Below are 16,021 nucleotides of genomic sequence, written 5' to 3' on the forward strand. Positions count from 1 at the left end.
TTCAGCATCCAAAATGATTTTGACTTTCTAAAATTTTGAATAAAAGCACTTTGGTAAAATCTCAGAATTCGTTTAAGCCATTCACCTTGCTAAATGACAACCTTCATAAGGTCTATCCTTAATTTATTCATCCTAATGAAGATTTTGTCGCTAAAACAAAGTTCATTATTAAATTGAAAAAGGGAATCATTTTAAATCATCATACTGAATTTTAGACTTTTACCGGATTACCATCATACGATTCTTCAATTTTAAGTATTATCTTAGATAGAATATTAATAACGCAGCAACATGGTACTTTCCACTAAAATACTGGAGCAAATCAATAAGCTGACCTTGAAACTTGAAACAGATTATCCCGAACTCTATTCATTTATTGACGAAGAACCCATCACTATTCCCAGCTTTGAGCATCCAGATATAACTAATAAAGTGCTTAAAGAATACCTGGAAAGCTTAAAAGGCTTGATCAGGTCTCACAAAGAATGATGAAAACAGGAATGATCTAATTGGTGACCTTTACCCGTTCACGGTAAGTGGAATCCTCTGAATAAACTCAAATACAGATCAATCTGAAGAAATAACAGGCTGAATAAGATTTATAATTCCGGCTATAAAAGCTATTTGCTAATTTTTAAAAAATTATTTGTAATGAATACAGGTTTAGTTCTTTCCGGCGGTGGTGCACGCGGCGTGGCGCAAATTGGTTTTCTAAAAGCCCTTGACGAATACGGTATCGAGATCACTCATATCTCTGGGACCAGTGCGGGAGCTATAATTGGAGTGATGTATGCCTCAGGAGCTAACTGGAAAGAAATACTTGGTTTTTTTAAATCGGTTCCTATTTTTCATTATAAGCGTTATGCCCGTAATAAACCCGGCTTCATAGACACCAATAAATTCTATAATGATTTTCTGAAATTCTTTTCAGAAGATGATTTCAGCATTCTTAAGAAAAAAGTTTATATCACCGCCACTAATTTGATCGATGGAAAATTGAAATTTTTTGATTCTGGCGAGCTCATCAGGCCATTACTGGCTTCTGCCTCTATCCCAGGAATTTTCACTCCCGTACAATTCAATGAAGCGATGTATGCTGATGGGGGAATCACCAACAATTTCCCAATTGAACCGCTACAACACAGCTGCGACCAGATCATTGGAGGTTATGTGAATCCGCTTAGAAAGTTTCAGGTTAAAGGCTTAAGACATTCTTACCAGGTTATCACCCGGGCCTACCAGATAAGCCTCGACCACCAGTGCCATTCAAAATTCAAGTATTGTGACCTGATGATCTCACCAAAAAAACTGGGGGATTACGGCTTGTTCAGCCTGAAGAATATGGACGCGATATTTGATCTGGGGTATCGAGAAGCAGTAAAGATATTAGAGGAAAAAGGCGAGTTGCTTTCAAATAAGACTGAAAAACTATCATCTTAATCTTTATCTTTCGCCGCTTTTTTTGCTGCTTTCCGTTCCTGACGCTCCAGTTTTCTAAAATAACCCCTGAACAAAAAGTTATGCCGCATTGCTTCCATATTTTCATTCATCTTAACCGACGATTCCTTGATATTGATAAGCGTTGTATCTATATTTTTCACCAGTTCTTCGTTTTGAGTAAGGTAATTAAGTGCTCCTTCGCCGTTCTTTATCTCGTCTAATATAGATTCAACATTCTTGGTTATGGCCATAATATTACTGCTGGAAGAATCGAGTTCCATAATAATATTTTCCATTCGATCCCTGGAAACAGTATCCGCGAGCAAGGTCCCTGCCAGGCTTTCGCTGAAATTAATCTGCTTTAGTTCTCTGTTGATCTTATTCATGGCAATGGTAGTTTGTCTGCTGGTTTCCTTTAAACTTGCCAGGGTTAACTGAATATCATTAGCCAGGGTTGAATCACTCACCAGAACGCCTAAGGTTCCTTTACCTTCCAGGATCTTATTGGTGATCTTAAGCAGGTCTGAAGTTAGGAGAGCAGCATTTTCGTTGGTAACGTTTAAGGTAGACAACATATCATCTGCACCAATTCTGCTATAAGAGGCAATCGTATCACCCGAGTTTATGGAGGCCAGACTTTCTTTTCCCGGGAGAATATTTACCACCATACTTCCCACAAGACCATCTGATCCTATAGTAGCTGTCGCATCTTTCTTAATATAAATTCCGGTAGATTCTTCAACCATCATTTGAACCAGGATACGGGATTCTTCCAGCATTTCTATTTTACTAACTGTACCTACGTTAACTCCAGAATAACGCACGTTGTTCCCTATTTGCAGACCGTTCACATTCTCAAACTCAGAAAAAACCACCATGTTTTTAGTAAAAAGGTGCTGGCGGTTGCCTATGAAATAAAGAGCAGCGATAAGCAGTAAGGTTCCCACCACTACAAAAACCCCTAATTTGATACGTTGTGATACTGACTTTTCCATAATTCTAATTTTTAAAAAAGGCCTGAACCTTAGGATCTTTATTTTGCACGAGTTCTTCAAAAGTTCCTTCAGCGTAATTTATTCCGTCCACCAGCAGGATAATCCGGTTAGAAATGACCCTGGCGCAATCCACATCATGAGTTATAATAAGTGATGAGGTATTATAGGTTTCCTGAATGTTTCTCATTAGCTGGATTATCTCTTTGGAAGTGATCGGATCTAATCCAGTGGTTGGTTCGTCATAAAGAATAATGTTTGGTTTTAAGATAAGTGCCCTGGCCAGGGCCACTCGTCTTTGCATACCACCAGATAATTCTGAAGGCATTAGATCTATGGCATTTGCCAGACCTACATTTTCGAGGGCTTCAAGCACCAGGCCTTCAGTACTGCCATCCATATGAAGTTTCTTTTTATGCCTTCTTAATGGAAACTCCAGGTTCTCCCTTACGGTCATAGAGTCATACAGGGCACTCCCCTGAAACAGGAAACCTATCTCCGTTCTTAGCAGGTCCAGTTCAGCCCTACCCAAAGTACTGATATCCCTGTCTTTGATCTTTATGCTACCACTGTCTGCCTGCATCAATCCCACCAAACATTTTATCATCACAGATTTTCCGGAACCAGATTTTCCCATGACCACCAGGCTCTCTCCTTTGAAAAGCTTCAGGTTGAAACCATTCAAAACATTTTGGTCGCCAAAGGATTTTCTAAGATCCCTTATTTCAAGTATCGGTTCTATGTTTGTAGATGTCTCCATTATCCATAGAATATGTCGGTTACAAAAACAGCGATAAAGTCTATCACAAACAATAGCATTGAAGTATAAACCACTGCGGCATTAGACGCTTCCCCTACTCCTACGGTCCCTTTGGAGCAATAATATCCTTTATAACATCCTACCAAACCTATGGCGAAGCCGAAGAAAAAGGATTTGATAGTTGCCGGGATGATATCTGAGAATTTAAGCGCATGAAATACCTTGTTGAAATATAGAACAAAGGAAACCTCTCCTTTCAGGTTTTCGATAAGTGCAGAACCTAGAACCGCAATTGCATCACCTATAATTATTAGTAGCGGTAACATTAATGTCGTAGCAAGGATTCGCGTAACCACAAGATACTTGAAAGGGTTAGTTCCAGAAACTTCCATGGCGTCGATCTGCTCGGTTACACGCATGGAACCAAGCTCTGCACCGATCCCTGAGCCTATCCTTCCGGCACAGATAAGGGCAATGATCACAGGCCCAATTTCCCTTACGATAGATATACTTACCATAGAAGGCATCCATGATTCTGCTCCGAATTCCATGAGGGTTGGACGGGATTGCAGGGTAAAAACCAAACCAAGTATAAACCCGGTTACGCCTACCAGTAGTAAAGACCGGTTCCCCATATTATAGCACTGTCTCAATAATTCTCTGAACTCAAAGGGTGGCTTGAAAACCTCCACGAAAAACCGGCCGGCGAAATAGGCCATATCTCCCGCTTCTGTAAAAAAACTTTTTACATTACCCCAAATATCTTCAGAATCCTGCATCATATAAAGTTCTGAATTTCAATCTAATATACCTACGAAATAATTTTGGGAAAATGACTTTGATCAGATTTGTTTTGATGAGAAAGAAAATTAGCGGCTCATAAGGGAATTTTATAAATATTGAATCTATAGTTTTTTTATCCCTAAAAGTTATACACCTCCTATACTCATAAATTCAAAAAAATTAATAGTTTTGAGATATCAATAACCTACCCTACCAAAAGTCTAGCTTAAGGTAAATGCTCAAAGAGATATTTTTTCCTCAAGACGGAAAACCTGAACATATTAAAAGTCTTGATGGTCTAAGAGGAATGGCGGTATTATTCGTTGTTCTGGCGCATGGAAGTGAAGTTACCGATAGAATTGATTTCATCCTGGATTTTACCTATTTAGGTCAACTTGGAGTTTTTATATTTTTTGTCCTTTCTGCTTATCTATTGGATATGCAAATTAGCAAAGCTCTAATAAATGGGCTTGGTAATATACAGTACTGGTGTAACTATTTTTTACGTCGATTTTTGAGGATCTTCCCACTTTTCTTTATTTCTCTTATCGTTTACTATATATCATACCGCTTCGGGTTTGTTACCTTGAATATCATAAAATATCCATCAGGTATACTGGAGCATTTGACCTTTCAGGAGGCAAAAGCTATGTATTGGTCTATTAGGGTCGAATTCCAATATTATTTTATTTCTCCCCTTATAGTGTATTTAGCATTTAAATTATTTCGTTGGAAAATAAACCACATTAAGGCATTTCTGGTATCAATTGTATTGATTTCTACACTATACTTTCAGCAGCTAGATTTTGAGTATTTCCGATTAGTGAATTATATACCATTTTTTATAATTGGGTCCTATTTGGGAATAATAGACCAATTAAGGTTCAGGCCGTATTCTTATGATCTGCTCATTCCAATAATCCTGGGATTGCTCATTACCGTTGATTCTATCTTCCCTTTACTAGTGGTGGACAGACATTACTTCAATATTAGTTTTTTAACCTATGCAATATTGATAGGTCTTTTAATGGTCCTCGTAAAAGATAGCAAGGGATTTTTTTCTAAAATATTCGAATGGAAGATCCTGCGATACATTGGGAATATCTCTTACAGTATTTATTTGTTCCACTGCCTTTTTATTTTTATCCTTCATGATTATAACCTCGGGAGCAAATATTACAACAGCATTGCATACCTGGCCTTAACCATTCTATTTTCCAGTCTAACTTATCTTTTGGTGGAATATCCATTATCCAGGGTAAGGCTTACCACAGCAAAAAAACTATCCCAGAAGAACTTTAGCTCCTAATTTCAAATTCTTCCCGAAATCCAAATTATCAGCATTCTAATAGAAATGGATGAATATTTTATCTACAAATAAAGCAACGTTTTAGTAACCGTTTCAGTAAAATTCATAAAACTGAAAAAAAGAATTAAATTGACGATATTTCCTGAAGAATTAGCTAATTATCGGCACTAGGAATAAAAACCAGATCTCCTAAGCTCTAAATCGTGAAACCCGAACCTACTCAACATAGGAAAACCAGGCTTAAATTGCTCAAACGCATAGGTCTTATCCTGGCAGCGCTTTTGCTGGCCCCGACACTCCTGTTCACGATTGGCTGGTTTAACCGCGACCTGCTTATCGATCAATTGCAGGACTGGTATAAAAATAATAGCCGTGGGCAGTTAGAAATCGGGCATGTAGACGCCACCTTTTTAAGCGGTTTCCCAAATGTTGGTTTTACCATTAACAACATTTATCAAAGCAGTTTCGATACGATCCTGGATAAACGTTCCTCGATCTCTATTAAGCAAGCCCAGGTAAGTATCGCTGCGACCGATCTTTTAAGCGGAAATCTTGAATTCAAAAATATTAAGATCGAAAATGCCGAGATTCAAACCGAGGTTATTTCTAAAAAAACCATAGAGGAATATATTCGATTAAAAAATCAAAAACAAGCTAACCCTTCAACGGGTCTCGATCTGCCTGAATGGTTATCTAAAAAAACAGATTTCAGGTTACGCGATATAAAATTTGTTTCCAAAGACAGTATGCTCCACAAGTATTTCAACGTGGAAGTGATTGATGCCTCCGGTAAGATTCAAATTAAGGATGAAAAAGTAAGTGGAAGGCTTCATTTCAAAGGAATTGTAAATGCCCTGGGATTCAATACCAGGAAAGGAAGTTACCTCAATAGTGCGATGGTTACCGGAAATCCTGAATTTCAGCTTGACCAGAATACCAATCTTCTAAATATTCCTGAATTCCTTCTGGAAATAGGAAGTCAAAGTTTTAAGACCCAGGCCGATTTCGATTTTAACGGAGCTAACAGCTATAACTTTTCTCTTCAGAATGATGAAACCAATTTTCAGGAACTGAAAAAACTTTTGCCTGAAAATATTTCTACGAAGCTTTCTGCTTATGAAATTTCAGAAGCTATCACTGCAGAGGTTCGATTAAAAGGTAAGTTTCTATATGGGGATATTCCATTTATAGATGCCGACTTTTCCACAACAGGAAATACCGGAAGCATTAACGACAGTCTTAAACTGGATAATATCAATCTCAGCGGATACCTTACCAATACGCTTGAAAATGATAAGGACGAAGATTTTGAACCATCGCGTCGTGATATCAAAATTTATTTTGAAGATCTTAATGCAGACCTGGAAGACCTAAAAATTGAAGCCGGAGATTCGTATTTTCAATCTTCAGAAGAAGCTTTAAATTATGTAGATGCCAACCTTAAATTGTATGGCTCCAATGAGACCCTGGCCAGGATCATGCAAAACAGCAATTTCAATTTCCTGGGTGGTACATTTGACCTTAATGCCAGGATCATCGGCGACATTCCCAGTGCCGGAGAAGTTTTTAATTCTGCTACCGGAAGATTTACCCTGAGAAATACCCGCGTAATTCTGAATGAAAATAACCTGCAACTACCTGTACAGTTACTGGACATCAAACTGAATAACCAGAATTCGATACTAGAAAACCTTATAGTTAATTTACCGAATGAAGAGCAATTTGTCTTTAAAGGCACTATCAAAAATATCTCATCGCTTCTAGCCGATGAACCGGAAAAACCCGCAACAGCAGATGTATTTCTAGAGTCTGATGCGCTGAACATAAATGAGCTAATTATCACAGCCAAGGAATTTATTCCACCGGCAGAAAGATCAAAGAATGATTTAAAGACCTTACATCAAACTTTTAATGCGATATACAGGAAATTCCAGCCGCGCTTCAGGCTGGATATTAATTCTGTAGAGTATAATAATAACAATTATGAAGTTCTGGAAGCCGATATTCAACTTATAGATCCGGAAACGGTTAGTTTCAGTAACCTGAGTTTTATCTTCCAGGATGCCTTTACCGAGCTTGAAGGAACTTTAAAGATCCCCAAACCCGATAATAATTTTGAAGAGCCTATTTTTTTAAATGTAGTTGCAAACTCTTCTGGTCCTTTAGAAATATTCCAGGATCTTTTTAATATTCAGTTATTAGAAATTAATGCAGGCGAATATAATTTCTCCGGAAATGTTACCGGCAATGTTCAAAAAACCGAACAATTACTTGGTAATATCAACGGTGACCTGAAATTACTGAATGCTAGTTTCTACTATCCGAAAGCGGCGATAGACATCGAATTTGATTCACTTAAAGTGGCCGTACATAATGCTGGAATTGAACTGGATAGGTTCGTAGTTGAAATTGATGAACATCAACCTTTTGCCCTTCGAGGCCGAATTGAAGATTTTCCAGGTTTCCTTCTGGACAGCATTCAAAGTAACGGAAAGGTATTTGTGCGCCTGGATGCACCTTTGGTGGATATAGATGAGTGGTTAGAAACCATAAATTCAATGGACCTTGAAAAAGCAGATAAATCACTTAAAAAACGGGATCTGGCAGCTATTTTTACTGATATCTACAGGTTTGATCCCGAATTTGAACTAGTGGTAGACACTCTGAATTACAAAGATCTTAAGGCCGAAAATATTGCCGCAAAAGTATACTTTGAGAACGATTCAATCCTAAAACTCGAAGACCTGGAAATCCATTTTAGGGATTCCAAAGCAAAGATAAGGGGTGAGCTGGCAGCACAGGAAACCACGGCGTCAGTGGCCAATCAAAATCCCTTTAATTTTAAGTTTTCAGCAGAAGCATCGGGAAGGTCTAAAGATCTGAATGATCTTTTACAAACGGTAAATTTCGATCTTAGATCTGGGAATTTTGAGTTCAGTGGAAGTTATAACGGGGAGGCCAGGGATCTTAAGATCATGAATTCAAACGCCAGCGGAGATCTAATCCTTGGAAAGACCAGAGTAGATATCAAGGGTACTTCTATACAGGTCCCGGTAGACAGTCTCCACCTTTACATCAAAAATAACCTTGCTACCCTGGAACGCCTGGATATTAAACTGCCCGGTAAAAGCTCTATAGATATAACCGGCCAGATAGATAATTTCTCCAATTTCATCAATAACGAACAGGCGATAGATTCCCATAATTCTTCATTTAAGATTCGGTCTCCTTATCTACATAGCGAGGATATTAAAAAATTTGTTGGGGGTAACGGAAAGAAAAAGGACAGTTCAAAATCCAGTCAATTCGAAATGAAAAACCTGAAGGAATTACTAAGCAACCTCAATAATTCCTATTTCCCTTCTGCCAGTTTTCAGATCGACACCCTCATTTATGATAATATTGCAGTTTCAGATTTCGCTTCAGAAATTGGCTTTAATGACAGCGGAGACCTGAGAATACACAATACTAGTTTAAAGTATTTTGAGGGGTCGGCTAAACTTATGTTTCAGGCAGGTCTTGAAACCTCCAAGAATTTGCCTGTTCGAATTCAGATGAATATCGAAGATCTCGCGATTGAAAAGTTAGTAAAGGACCTTGATTATTTCAAGGATGACGAACTGCGGAAAGCAGAAAAGATCAGTGGTGAAATGGATTTGAATTTCGATGTAAACGGAATCTTGGGTGAGCAGGGTAAACTGAAAATGAATTCCCTCAACGGAACTATGATGGTAAATATCACAGAACTGGCTCTTTATGATTATGAACCATTGGTAGAAAGCGTGGTGCTTTTGAAAGAAGAACGATTTGAAAAATTAGAATTCCAACCTATCAAACAAACCTTCGAGGTTATAGACGGTAAGATCATGGTGCCCAGAACGCAGATACAATCTACCGCGATGCAATTATTCGTAGAAGGAGAACTCAAGCCTGGCGAATATTATAACCTCTGGATCTCTATTCCCTGGAATAATATTTTTAAGAGCAGGGACGGTCTTGAATTACCTGAGAAGGTCTCATTTGAAAAGTCGGGAGCCAAATTTTACCTACAGATCATCCAGGATAAAGAAAGCAAAAAGGAGCGAGAGCGAAAACTGAAAACAAAGTTCAGACTGGGCAACAGCAAACTGGAAAAGTCTAAAGAGAATTAATTAAATGGGGATTCCTAAGGTCTGAAAAGCGAAATTGAGCTCTCCTTTGCTTAAATTTATGGAAATCAAGATGATCCCATGAGAAATTACATTTATTCCATAATAATAAGCTTATTGGCCCTAAGCTTTTTTCAATGCAAAGGACAAACCGAAAAAAACAGCGAACAATATACGTACCAATCTGGCAGTTTAGACGGCACAGGTAAATTCTACAAAGGCCGGGAGATCTCTCATGTAATGGGATACCAGGGAATAAAATGGTTGGAGCGCCCGGAACGTGAAAAAGAAGAAAATACGAGCAGGCTTATTGAGAACCTGGATATCTCACCAGGAGACAGCATCGCGGATATAGGCGCGGGCTCTGGCTATCACGTTTTTAAAATGGCTCCACTAGCCATGGAAGGTCTCATTTATGCCGTAGATATCCAACCGGAAATGTTGCAGTCCATCCTTGAACGAAAGAAGGAATCGGGTTTGAACAATATTGAAATCGTAAAGGGATCAGAAAAGAGAGTAAATCTACCCGAAGACTCGGTAGATAAGATCCTTATGGTAGATGTGTATCACGAATTCAGTTACCCGGTAGAGATGCTGGAATCCATGCATAGAGCTTTACGTGAGGATGGCCAGATTTATCTAATAGAATACCGCGGGGAGGACGATTCGATCCCCATCAAAGAACTTCACAAAATGACTGAAGAGCAGGCGGTAAAAGAATTTAAAGCAAACGGTTTTAAATTGAAGAAAAATATTGATAACCTACCCTGGCAGCATTGTTTGGTATTTGTAAAGGGGTGATCTTTTCTTAAGTTTCATACCTTACTCTTCACTCTGCTTCTCCCGTACCGGCATGACCATAAAGGGCACATTGGTATGATATACCAGTTGATTGATGACAGGTTTAAAAAGTATATTTTCGAAAAAACTATGCTTCTTATGTACCATCATCATAAGATCTATGTTATTCTCTTTTTGAAAAGCCTCTACAGCCTCGGGAATATCATCACCTTCGGTAAGATGAAAAACAGGTTTACGATCTTTCAGAAATTCAGATAGCTGTTTGCGGTGTTCCCGTTGTTTTTCGTCCAGGGTTTCGGTATAAACATTTAATATATGTAAACGTGCGGAGTGTAACCCGATATAATATTCCAGAAACCTGAGATCCTGGGGCCTTAAGATGTTATAGTCTGTTGCGAACAATATCTCTTCCGGCTTTTTATAGTGATATCCCGAAGGCACGGCCAGCACAGGACAATTCACTTTCTTGATGGTATACATGGTGTGCGTACCCAGAAAGATCTCTTTGGCACCGGTAGCACCCTGGGTTCCCATAATAATGAGATCTATATTCTTCTCCTTTACCATGCTCCTAATCTTCCCTATAAGCAGGTTGAAATCTACTACCCACTTAAGATGGTGTTTCTGATTCTTGAATTCAGATTTGAGATCTGCTATAAGAGCCTTTATTTTTTCAGCCGCCGCATCCCTGGTGGCGTGGACAAGTTCCATAGAAGTAAAATTCTGAAAAGCTTTACCCGAATGATAGGAAGCCGGGGTGAAAGTATGCAGTAGATAAAAATTACAGTTCCTCTTCTCAAAAAACCTCAGCGCATATTTAATCGCATTTACCGAATTCTCTGAAAAATCTGTTGGTAGAAGAATATTTTTCATGACCTGTACTTTAAATTCTTTACAAAATACGATGGCTCATCCTTATAAAATATGACCTACATCATAACCAGCTCATTTTAAGAATCATATAGACGTCAAGCTGCGATTTAATTCATTGTATTTACTTTAAAATTAAACGGCTATATCCGTGGAAAATGGAGGAGTTTTCCGACTAAATTTTTGAAGGGCTTAAATGAAGATCGGGTCGGGAATCTCCAAAATAAGAGTAGACTCAAATGATTGGTTAGATGATACCTGTCATATTATTTAGCGGGTATTAGAAGTACCTTCAGGATTAATAATTATTGACTTAAAATATCATAGCCATGCAAGTCAAGAAAAATCCAAAAGCAGACCTAAGCCGTAACAGCTTAATATATTTCCAGATAGGATTGATCATCATTCTTTCAATCACTTATTTTGGAATTGAATGGAAGTTTACAGAACATTCTGATACTTTCAACTATGAGGTCACTGTACCCGAATTCGATATGGAAGATATCCCGGTGACGGCGATAAAGGATGTACCTCCGCCTCCTCCACCTCCCCCACCCGTACCAGAAGTGATCGAAGTGGTCGCCGATGAACTGGAAGTAGAAGAAACCGAAATTAGATCTACAGAATCCAGCCAGGAACAAATGATCGAGAAGGTGATCGAAGTGGCCGAAATCAAAGAAGAAAAGTTAGAAGAAAAGGTAGAAGAAGTTCCCTTTGTGCTTATTGAAAATGTGCCTGTATATCCTGGTTGTGAGAACCAACCCGATAATGCTTCTAAAAAGAAATGTATGTCGACCAAAATTGATGAATTGATACAAGATGAGTTCAATACGAATCTTGGTGCGGACCTAAACATGTACGGTATCAATAGAATTTACGTAGTTTTCAGAATCAACGAGCATGGTGATGTAACTGGAATCCAAACCCGTGGCCCACATAAATTACTGGAAGCAGAGGCTGAGAGAGTTGTTAAAATGCTACCTAAAATGAGTCCGGGAAGGCAAAGAAACCGCCCCGTAAGCGTGGTCTATACTTTACCGATCATCTTCGAAGTAAGAGAAGAATCTTTATAAAACAGGCTTTCTAAAATAAAGCATTGTTGCAATGAAAAGGAAATAAAAAATCCTCAAAAAACAGAAATACAGGGTTAAATGGTTTTCTTTTCAGCAATAAATAGTAGTTTTATTTTATGATAAAAGCTGTGATCATCGACGATGAATTAAATGCCCAGAGTTTACTGGAAAAAACCCTGGATAGATATTTCCCAAATAAATTCAATATTGCAGGTAAGTGCAATTCAGTAGACACAGGGGTTCTGGCGATTAAAGAACATGAACCAGACCTCGTGTTTTTAGACATACAAATGCCCGAAAAAAATGGTTTCGAATTATTCAAGTATTTCGATGTTATAAATTTTGAGGTCATCTTCACTACAGCTTATAATCAATTTGCCATTAAAGCGATCAAGCGCAGTGCGCTGGATTATTTACTGAAACCTATAAATCATCTCGAACTTGCTGAAGCCATTAAAAGGTTTGAATCTAAAAAGACCGGCAGTTCTGCTCAGAAAAAACTTTCTTTACTACTCGAGAACCTGAATGTAAATGACCAGAACGTGAGTAAGATCGCTTTTCCTACTGTGGATGGTTTTGAACTCGTACATTCCAATCAAATCTTATATTGCAAAGCAGAGAGCAATTATTGCTGCATAAAGAAAATTGACGGTTGCACTAAAACGGCTGCGAAGACCTTAAAATTTGTAGAAGAGATCCTTCCTGCCAATTCCTTTAAAAGGATACACAAAAGCTATGTTCTCAATTTAAATTATGTGGTTAGATACCATAAGGCCAATAAAGAAGTTGAATTAACCAATGGAGAGAAACTTCCTGTCTCTTTCCGCAAAGAAGAAGAATTTATCAATGCGATTCTGCAAAACCACTAGACTTTTCTTCTTACTCTTTTTATGGTTTAATATTGCGTTCTCTCAAAATTTTCCCAGCAAAAATTATAACGCTGCCAGTGAGTTGCCAAACAATACCGTTAGAGCCCTATTGTTGGACAGCGATAATGTACTCTGGATTGGCACCGATAACGGGGTGGTAAAAAAGGAGAACGATGTTTTTAAATACTTTTTTGAAGAGGATGGCTTGGCCCTGAACAGTTGCTGGGCAATTGCTGAAGACAGGAATAAGAACCTGTGGTTTGGTAGTTATGGCGAAGGTATAAGTATTTATAATGGCGCGAAATTCCGGGTAATATCAGAGAAAGATGGACTGGCTCATAATGAGGTCACCAAGCTATTCTCTCATAAGGACCACATGTTTATTGGCACCAGCGACGGGGTTTCCCTAGTCAACATTAACAACTATGACGTTCACACCTTTAATATTCCGGAAAGCGAGAAATTGTTTAGAGTTCAGAACTTTTTTGAGGTCAAGGAACAAATTTATGTGGTTACCTATAGATCTGGCATTTATAAAATTTCAGGAAAGGACAATGAAAAGGTTCTAACCAAGGTCAATAACGACGATTATGTTTATTCCGTATTAAAAAATAATGACAGCATCTACATCAGTAAAAAAGGCTTTTTCAGGAAAACTACGCTTACAGATTATTTAAAAAAGGGCGATACTATATCTTCGAAAAAACTTGGATATTCAATTATCTGGGATTACATAAAAACCAGGGATCAGAAAATTTTTGCGGCTGGCTGGGGTATATATGATACTAGTGGAGGGATTTATGAGGTCCAAAATGATGAACTAATTTCAAGGGCTTCAGACTTCAATATTTTCAGTAAAGAAGTGATCTCCCTTGCTTATGATGATAAATTTGAAAAGTTATACGTAGGTACCAGGGATGCTGGTTTGTTTGAAATCAAATTAGATCCTCTGGTAAAATTCCATAGAACTGAAGGTAAAAATATCATAGGCTTTGCCAGGACCGGAAACACTTCCGCAGAATTATCCAGCAATGGTATTCTTATAAAAGAAAAAGAGATCAAAATTAACCTGGATCAGCTTAAAAAATGGCAGGAGGAATATATAAAAACCACAAAACAACCATTGCCAAAACATGAAGATTCCTTTTACGAATTAGATTATTCCACCAGGGCCAGGGATATTCAGTTTTACGACATTAAAACTTACAAAGACGTTTATTGGGTAAATACTAATATTGGGATATTCGCTATTGAGGAAAACGGAAAATTGCATCGATACCTGCCTCTACATTCAGAAGAGATCAACTTTACAATAAACGGAGATCTCATTGAAACTCATCCTTATGGTGGCGTAAGAGTCTACCAGGATCTGAACAAATTTGAGTATACCCACTTTTTACAGGATCATCCCGAAACACCTACCTTGGTGGTCAATAGCTTACAAACAAACCGTAAGACCTATTTTCTTTCGGTTTTCTCAGGACTTTATGCCTGGGAGAAGGATGAATTTAGCTCCTATATTCAAAGCGGAAGATGGAAAGAAAAAAAATTGAGACATATCACTTCCTTAGGAAAAAACCTCGCTATCTCTAATGAGTTTGGGGATGTATTCATTGTTAATGATGGAAAATCATTTGAAATCTTAAAGAAAATACCACGGGCAAAAATTGAGGGTAATACGATTTCATTCCTTAAGGAATACCAGGGAAGTTTGTTGATAGGAACTGAAAAAGGACTAAGCCTTTATAAAGATGATAGGTTTATATACTTAAATGAGGAACAGGGCCTGAAACAGCCATTTCTTAGCGGAGAAGTAGATGGAAACAGGTTAGTTATTGGAAGCAAGGATGGTTATTACACCATTGATCTTAACCGGGTAAGCGATGCCGAACCTTTGGTAAATGATCTGAATATCAAGGAAATTTTTATCAATAACAATGAGTTCGCATACGAAGAGTTCACTGGAGAAACGGAGATTGACCTGCCGTATGACCAGAATACTGTATTGCTGAAATTTAGCACCAATGCACATCCTTATCCTCATAAATTACGTTATCAATATCGTTTGAATAATAGTGAGAACTGGAGTCGTCCCTTTCCAGAACCACAAATATTTCTGCCTTTTTTACCATCAAAAGATTACGAGGTTGATGTGAGGGTCTTAGATAAAAGCACTGGTTTAAGTTATACACAGTCTCTATTAAATATGGCGATTTTACCTCCATTCTATAAATCCTGGTGGTTTCTTTTAATCGTGATGTCCACAATTTCACTATTGATTTTTAGCATCTATAAATTTCAGATACGGCAAACCCGGAATTTTGAAATGCAAAAGAGACTTATCCAGAAACGATTTGAAGAAACAAAAATGGAAGCTCTCCTGGCGCAGATGAATCCGCATTTTATCTTCAATGCGATGAATTCCATACAGAATTATATCATGGACAGCGATATAGATAACGCCACCATTTTCCTGGGTGATTTTGCCAAATTAATTCGGCTCAACCTCGATCACTGCACCAAACCTAGTATTTTATTAGTCGAGGAAATTGAATATTTACGATCTTATATCCGTATCGAAAATACCAGGTTCAATAATAAAATTGAAGTGGTAATGAGCATAGATCCTGAAATTGATACCTACGAGGTGGAGATCCCTACAATGATATTGCAAACCTTTGTGGAAAATGTATTTGTACACGCATTCCCCGGTGATATTAAAGATCCCAGGTTAGAAATTTCCTTTAAGCTATTGACAGAGGATCTGCTACAATGTAAAATTCAAGACAACGGTATTGGCTTTACTTCAGGTACAACTAATAAATTGCATGATTCAAAAGGGGTGCGCCTCGTCCAGGAGCGACTGGCGTTACTAGGTTATAATGTAGAGGAGGCCGTTCGCATAAATTCCAAAAAAAACAAAGGAACTACAGTCATCATTACCTTAGAGATATAACGTTTACTGCCAAAATCCAC

General features: G+C 38.0%; 12 protein-coding genes. 8 read left to right on the top strand and 4 right to left on the bottom strand.

Annotated elements, in window-relative coordinates; genetic code table 11:
* The first annotated feature begins 291 nt into the window (after positions 1-291).
* Both G3I01_RS16795 and G3I01_RS16800 read left to right on the top strand, forming a co-directional pair.
* Positions 292-489: a hypothetical protein gene (locus G3I01_RS16795; protein WP_219549873.1), complete on the top strand. Its 198-nt coding sequence runs from the start codon at positions 292-294 to the stop codon at positions 487-489.
* Positions 490-651: 162 nt separating this feature from the next.
* The gene (locus G3I01_RS16800; protein WP_219549875.1) at positions 652-1,440 is read left to right on the top strand and encodes a patatin-like phospholipase family protein; all 789 of its coding nucleotides are present in this window, start codon (positions 652-654) and stop codon (positions 1,438-1,440) included.
* Here the strand turns inward: G3I01_RS16800 and G3I01_RS16805 are convergent.
* The 3 genes from G3I01_RS16805 to G3I01_RS16815 are packed head-to-tail and all read right to left on the bottom strand — an operon-like array spanning position 1,437 to position 3,971.
* Entirely contained in the window at positions 1,437-2,435 is a 999-nt protein-coding gene (locus tag G3I01_RS16805; protein WP_219549877.1) for an MlaD family protein, read from the bottom strand. The genes G3I01_RS16800 and G3I01_RS16805 overlap by 4 nt on opposite strands.
* Positions 2,436-2,439: 4 nt before the next feature.
* Positions 2,440-3,192: an ATP-binding cassette domain-containing protein gene (locus tag G3I01_RS16810; RefSeq protein ID WP_219549879.1), complete on the bottom strand. Its 753-nt coding sequence runs from the start codon at positions 3,190-3,192 to the stop codon at positions 2,440-2,442.
* The gene (locus tag G3I01_RS16815) at positions 3,192-3,971 is read right to left on the bottom strand and encodes an ABC transporter permease (protein WP_219552857.1); all 780 of its coding nucleotides are present in this window, start codon (positions 3,969-3,971) and stop codon (positions 3,192-3,194) included. The genes G3I01_RS16810 and G3I01_RS16815 overlap by 1 nt, the downstream gene beginning before the upstream one ends.
* Positions 3,972-4,210: 239 nt before the next feature.
* On the opposite strand from G3I01_RS16815, the gene G3I01_RS16820 reads away from it, so the two are divergent.
* The 3 genes from G3I01_RS16820 to G3I01_RS16830 all read left to right on the top strand — a co-directional run bounded on the left by G3I01_RS16820 (position 4,211) and on the right by G3I01_RS16830 (position 10,233).
* Complete coding sequence (locus G3I01_RS16820; protein ID WP_219549881.1) at positions 4,211-5,284, top strand: acyltransferase; 1,074 nt, start codon at positions 4,211-4,213, stop codon at positions 5,282-5,284.
* 245 nt (positions 5,285-5,529) lie between these two features.
* Positions 5,530-9,435: an AsmA family protein gene (locus G3I01_RS16825; RefSeq protein WP_219549883.1), complete on the top strand. Its 3,906-nt coding sequence runs from the start codon at positions 5,530-5,532 to the stop codon at positions 9,433-9,435.
* A 78-nt stretch (positions 9,436-9,513) separates the two neighbouring features.
* Positions 9,514-10,233: a class I SAM-dependent methyltransferase gene (locus tag G3I01_RS16830; protein WP_219549885.1), complete on the top strand. Its 720-nt coding sequence runs from the start codon at positions 9,514-9,516 to the stop codon at positions 10,231-10,233.
* A gap of 21 nt (positions 10,234-10,254) precedes the next feature.
* On the opposite strand, the gene G3I01_RS16835 is transcribed toward G3I01_RS16830, so the two are convergent.
* The gene (locus G3I01_RS16835; protein WP_219549887.1) at positions 10,255-11,106 is read right to left on the bottom strand and encodes a universal stress protein; all 852 of its coding nucleotides are present in this window, start codon (positions 11,104-11,106) and stop codon (positions 10,255-10,257) included.
* Positions 11,107-11,432: 326 nt separating this feature from the next.
* On the opposite strand from G3I01_RS16835, the gene G3I01_RS16840 reads away from it, so the two are divergent.
* The 3 genes from G3I01_RS16840 to G3I01_RS16850 all read left to right on the top strand — a co-directional run bounded on the left by G3I01_RS16840 (position 11,433) and on the right by G3I01_RS16850 (position 16,001).
* Positions 11,433-12,176 (top strand): energy transducer TonB, encoded by a 744-nt coding sequence (locus G3I01_RS16840; RefSeq protein WP_219549889.1) that lies wholly within the window; start codon positions 11,433-11,435, stop codon positions 12,174-12,176.
* A 116-nt stretch (positions 12,177-12,292) separates the two neighbouring features.
* The gene (locus G3I01_RS16845) at positions 12,293-13,045 is read left to right on the top strand and encodes a LytTR family DNA-binding domain-containing protein (RefSeq protein ID WP_219549891.1); all 753 of its coding nucleotides are present in this window, start codon (positions 12,293-12,295) and stop codon (positions 13,043-13,045) included.
* Positions 13,023-16,001: a histidine kinase gene (locus tag G3I01_RS16850; RefSeq protein ID WP_219549893.1), complete on the top strand. Its 2,979-nt coding sequence runs from the start codon at positions 13,023-13,025 to the stop codon at positions 15,999-16,001. The genes G3I01_RS16845 and G3I01_RS16850 overlap by 23 nt, the downstream gene beginning before the upstream one ends.
* The last annotated feature ends 20 nt before the right edge of the window (positions 16,002-16,021 follow it).

The organism is Gramella sp. MT6, from assembly GCF_019357415.1.
In the GTDB taxonomy this organism is placed as follows: domain Bacteria; phylum Bacteroidota; class Bacteroidia; order Flavobacteriales; family Flavobacteriaceae; genus Christiangramia.

Bases quoted from the DNA above. Each gene is read 5' to 3' on its own strand.
- G3I01_RS16795 (WP_219549873.1), top strand. From the start codon at position 292: ATGGTACTTTCCACTAAAATACTGGAGCAAATCAATAAGCTGACCTTG.
- G3I01_RS16800 (WP_219549875.1), top strand. From the start codon at position 652: ATGAATACAGGTTTAGTTCTTTCCGGCGGTGGTGCACGCGGCGTGGCG.
- G3I01_RS16805 (WP_219549877.1), bottom strand. From the start codon at position 2,435: ATGGAAAAGTCAGTATCACAACGTATCAAATTAGGGGTTTTTGTAGTG.
- G3I01_RS16810 (WP_219549879.1), bottom strand. From the start codon at position 3,192: ATGGAGACATCTACAAACATAGAACCGATACTTGAAATAAGGGATCTT.
- G3I01_RS16815 (WP_219552857.1), bottom strand. From the start codon at position 3,971: ATGCAGGATTCTGAAGATATTTGGGGTAATGTAAAAAGTTTTTTTACA.
- G3I01_RS16820 (WP_219549881.1), top strand. From the start codon at position 4,211: ATGCTCAAAGAGATATTTTTTCCTCAAGACGGAAAACCTGAACATATT.
- G3I01_RS16830 (WP_219549885.1), top strand. From the start codon at position 9,514: ATGAGAAATTACATTTATTCCATAATAATAAGCTTATTGGCCCTAAGC.
- G3I01_RS16835 (WP_219549887.1), bottom strand. From the start codon at position 11,106: ATGAAAAATATTCTTCTACCAACAGATTTTTCAGAGAATTCGGTAAAT.
- G3I01_RS16840 (WP_219549889.1), top strand. From the start codon at position 11,433: ATGCAAGTCAAGAAAAATCCAAAAGCAGACCTAAGCCGTAACAGCTTA.
- G3I01_RS16845 (WP_219549891.1), top strand. From the start codon at position 12,293: ATGATAAAAGCTGTGATCATCGACGATGAATTAAATGCCCAGAGTTTA.
- G3I01_RS16850 (WP_219549893.1), top strand. From the start codon at position 13,023: ATGCGATTCTGCAAAACCACTAGACTTTTCTTCTTACTCTTTTTATGG.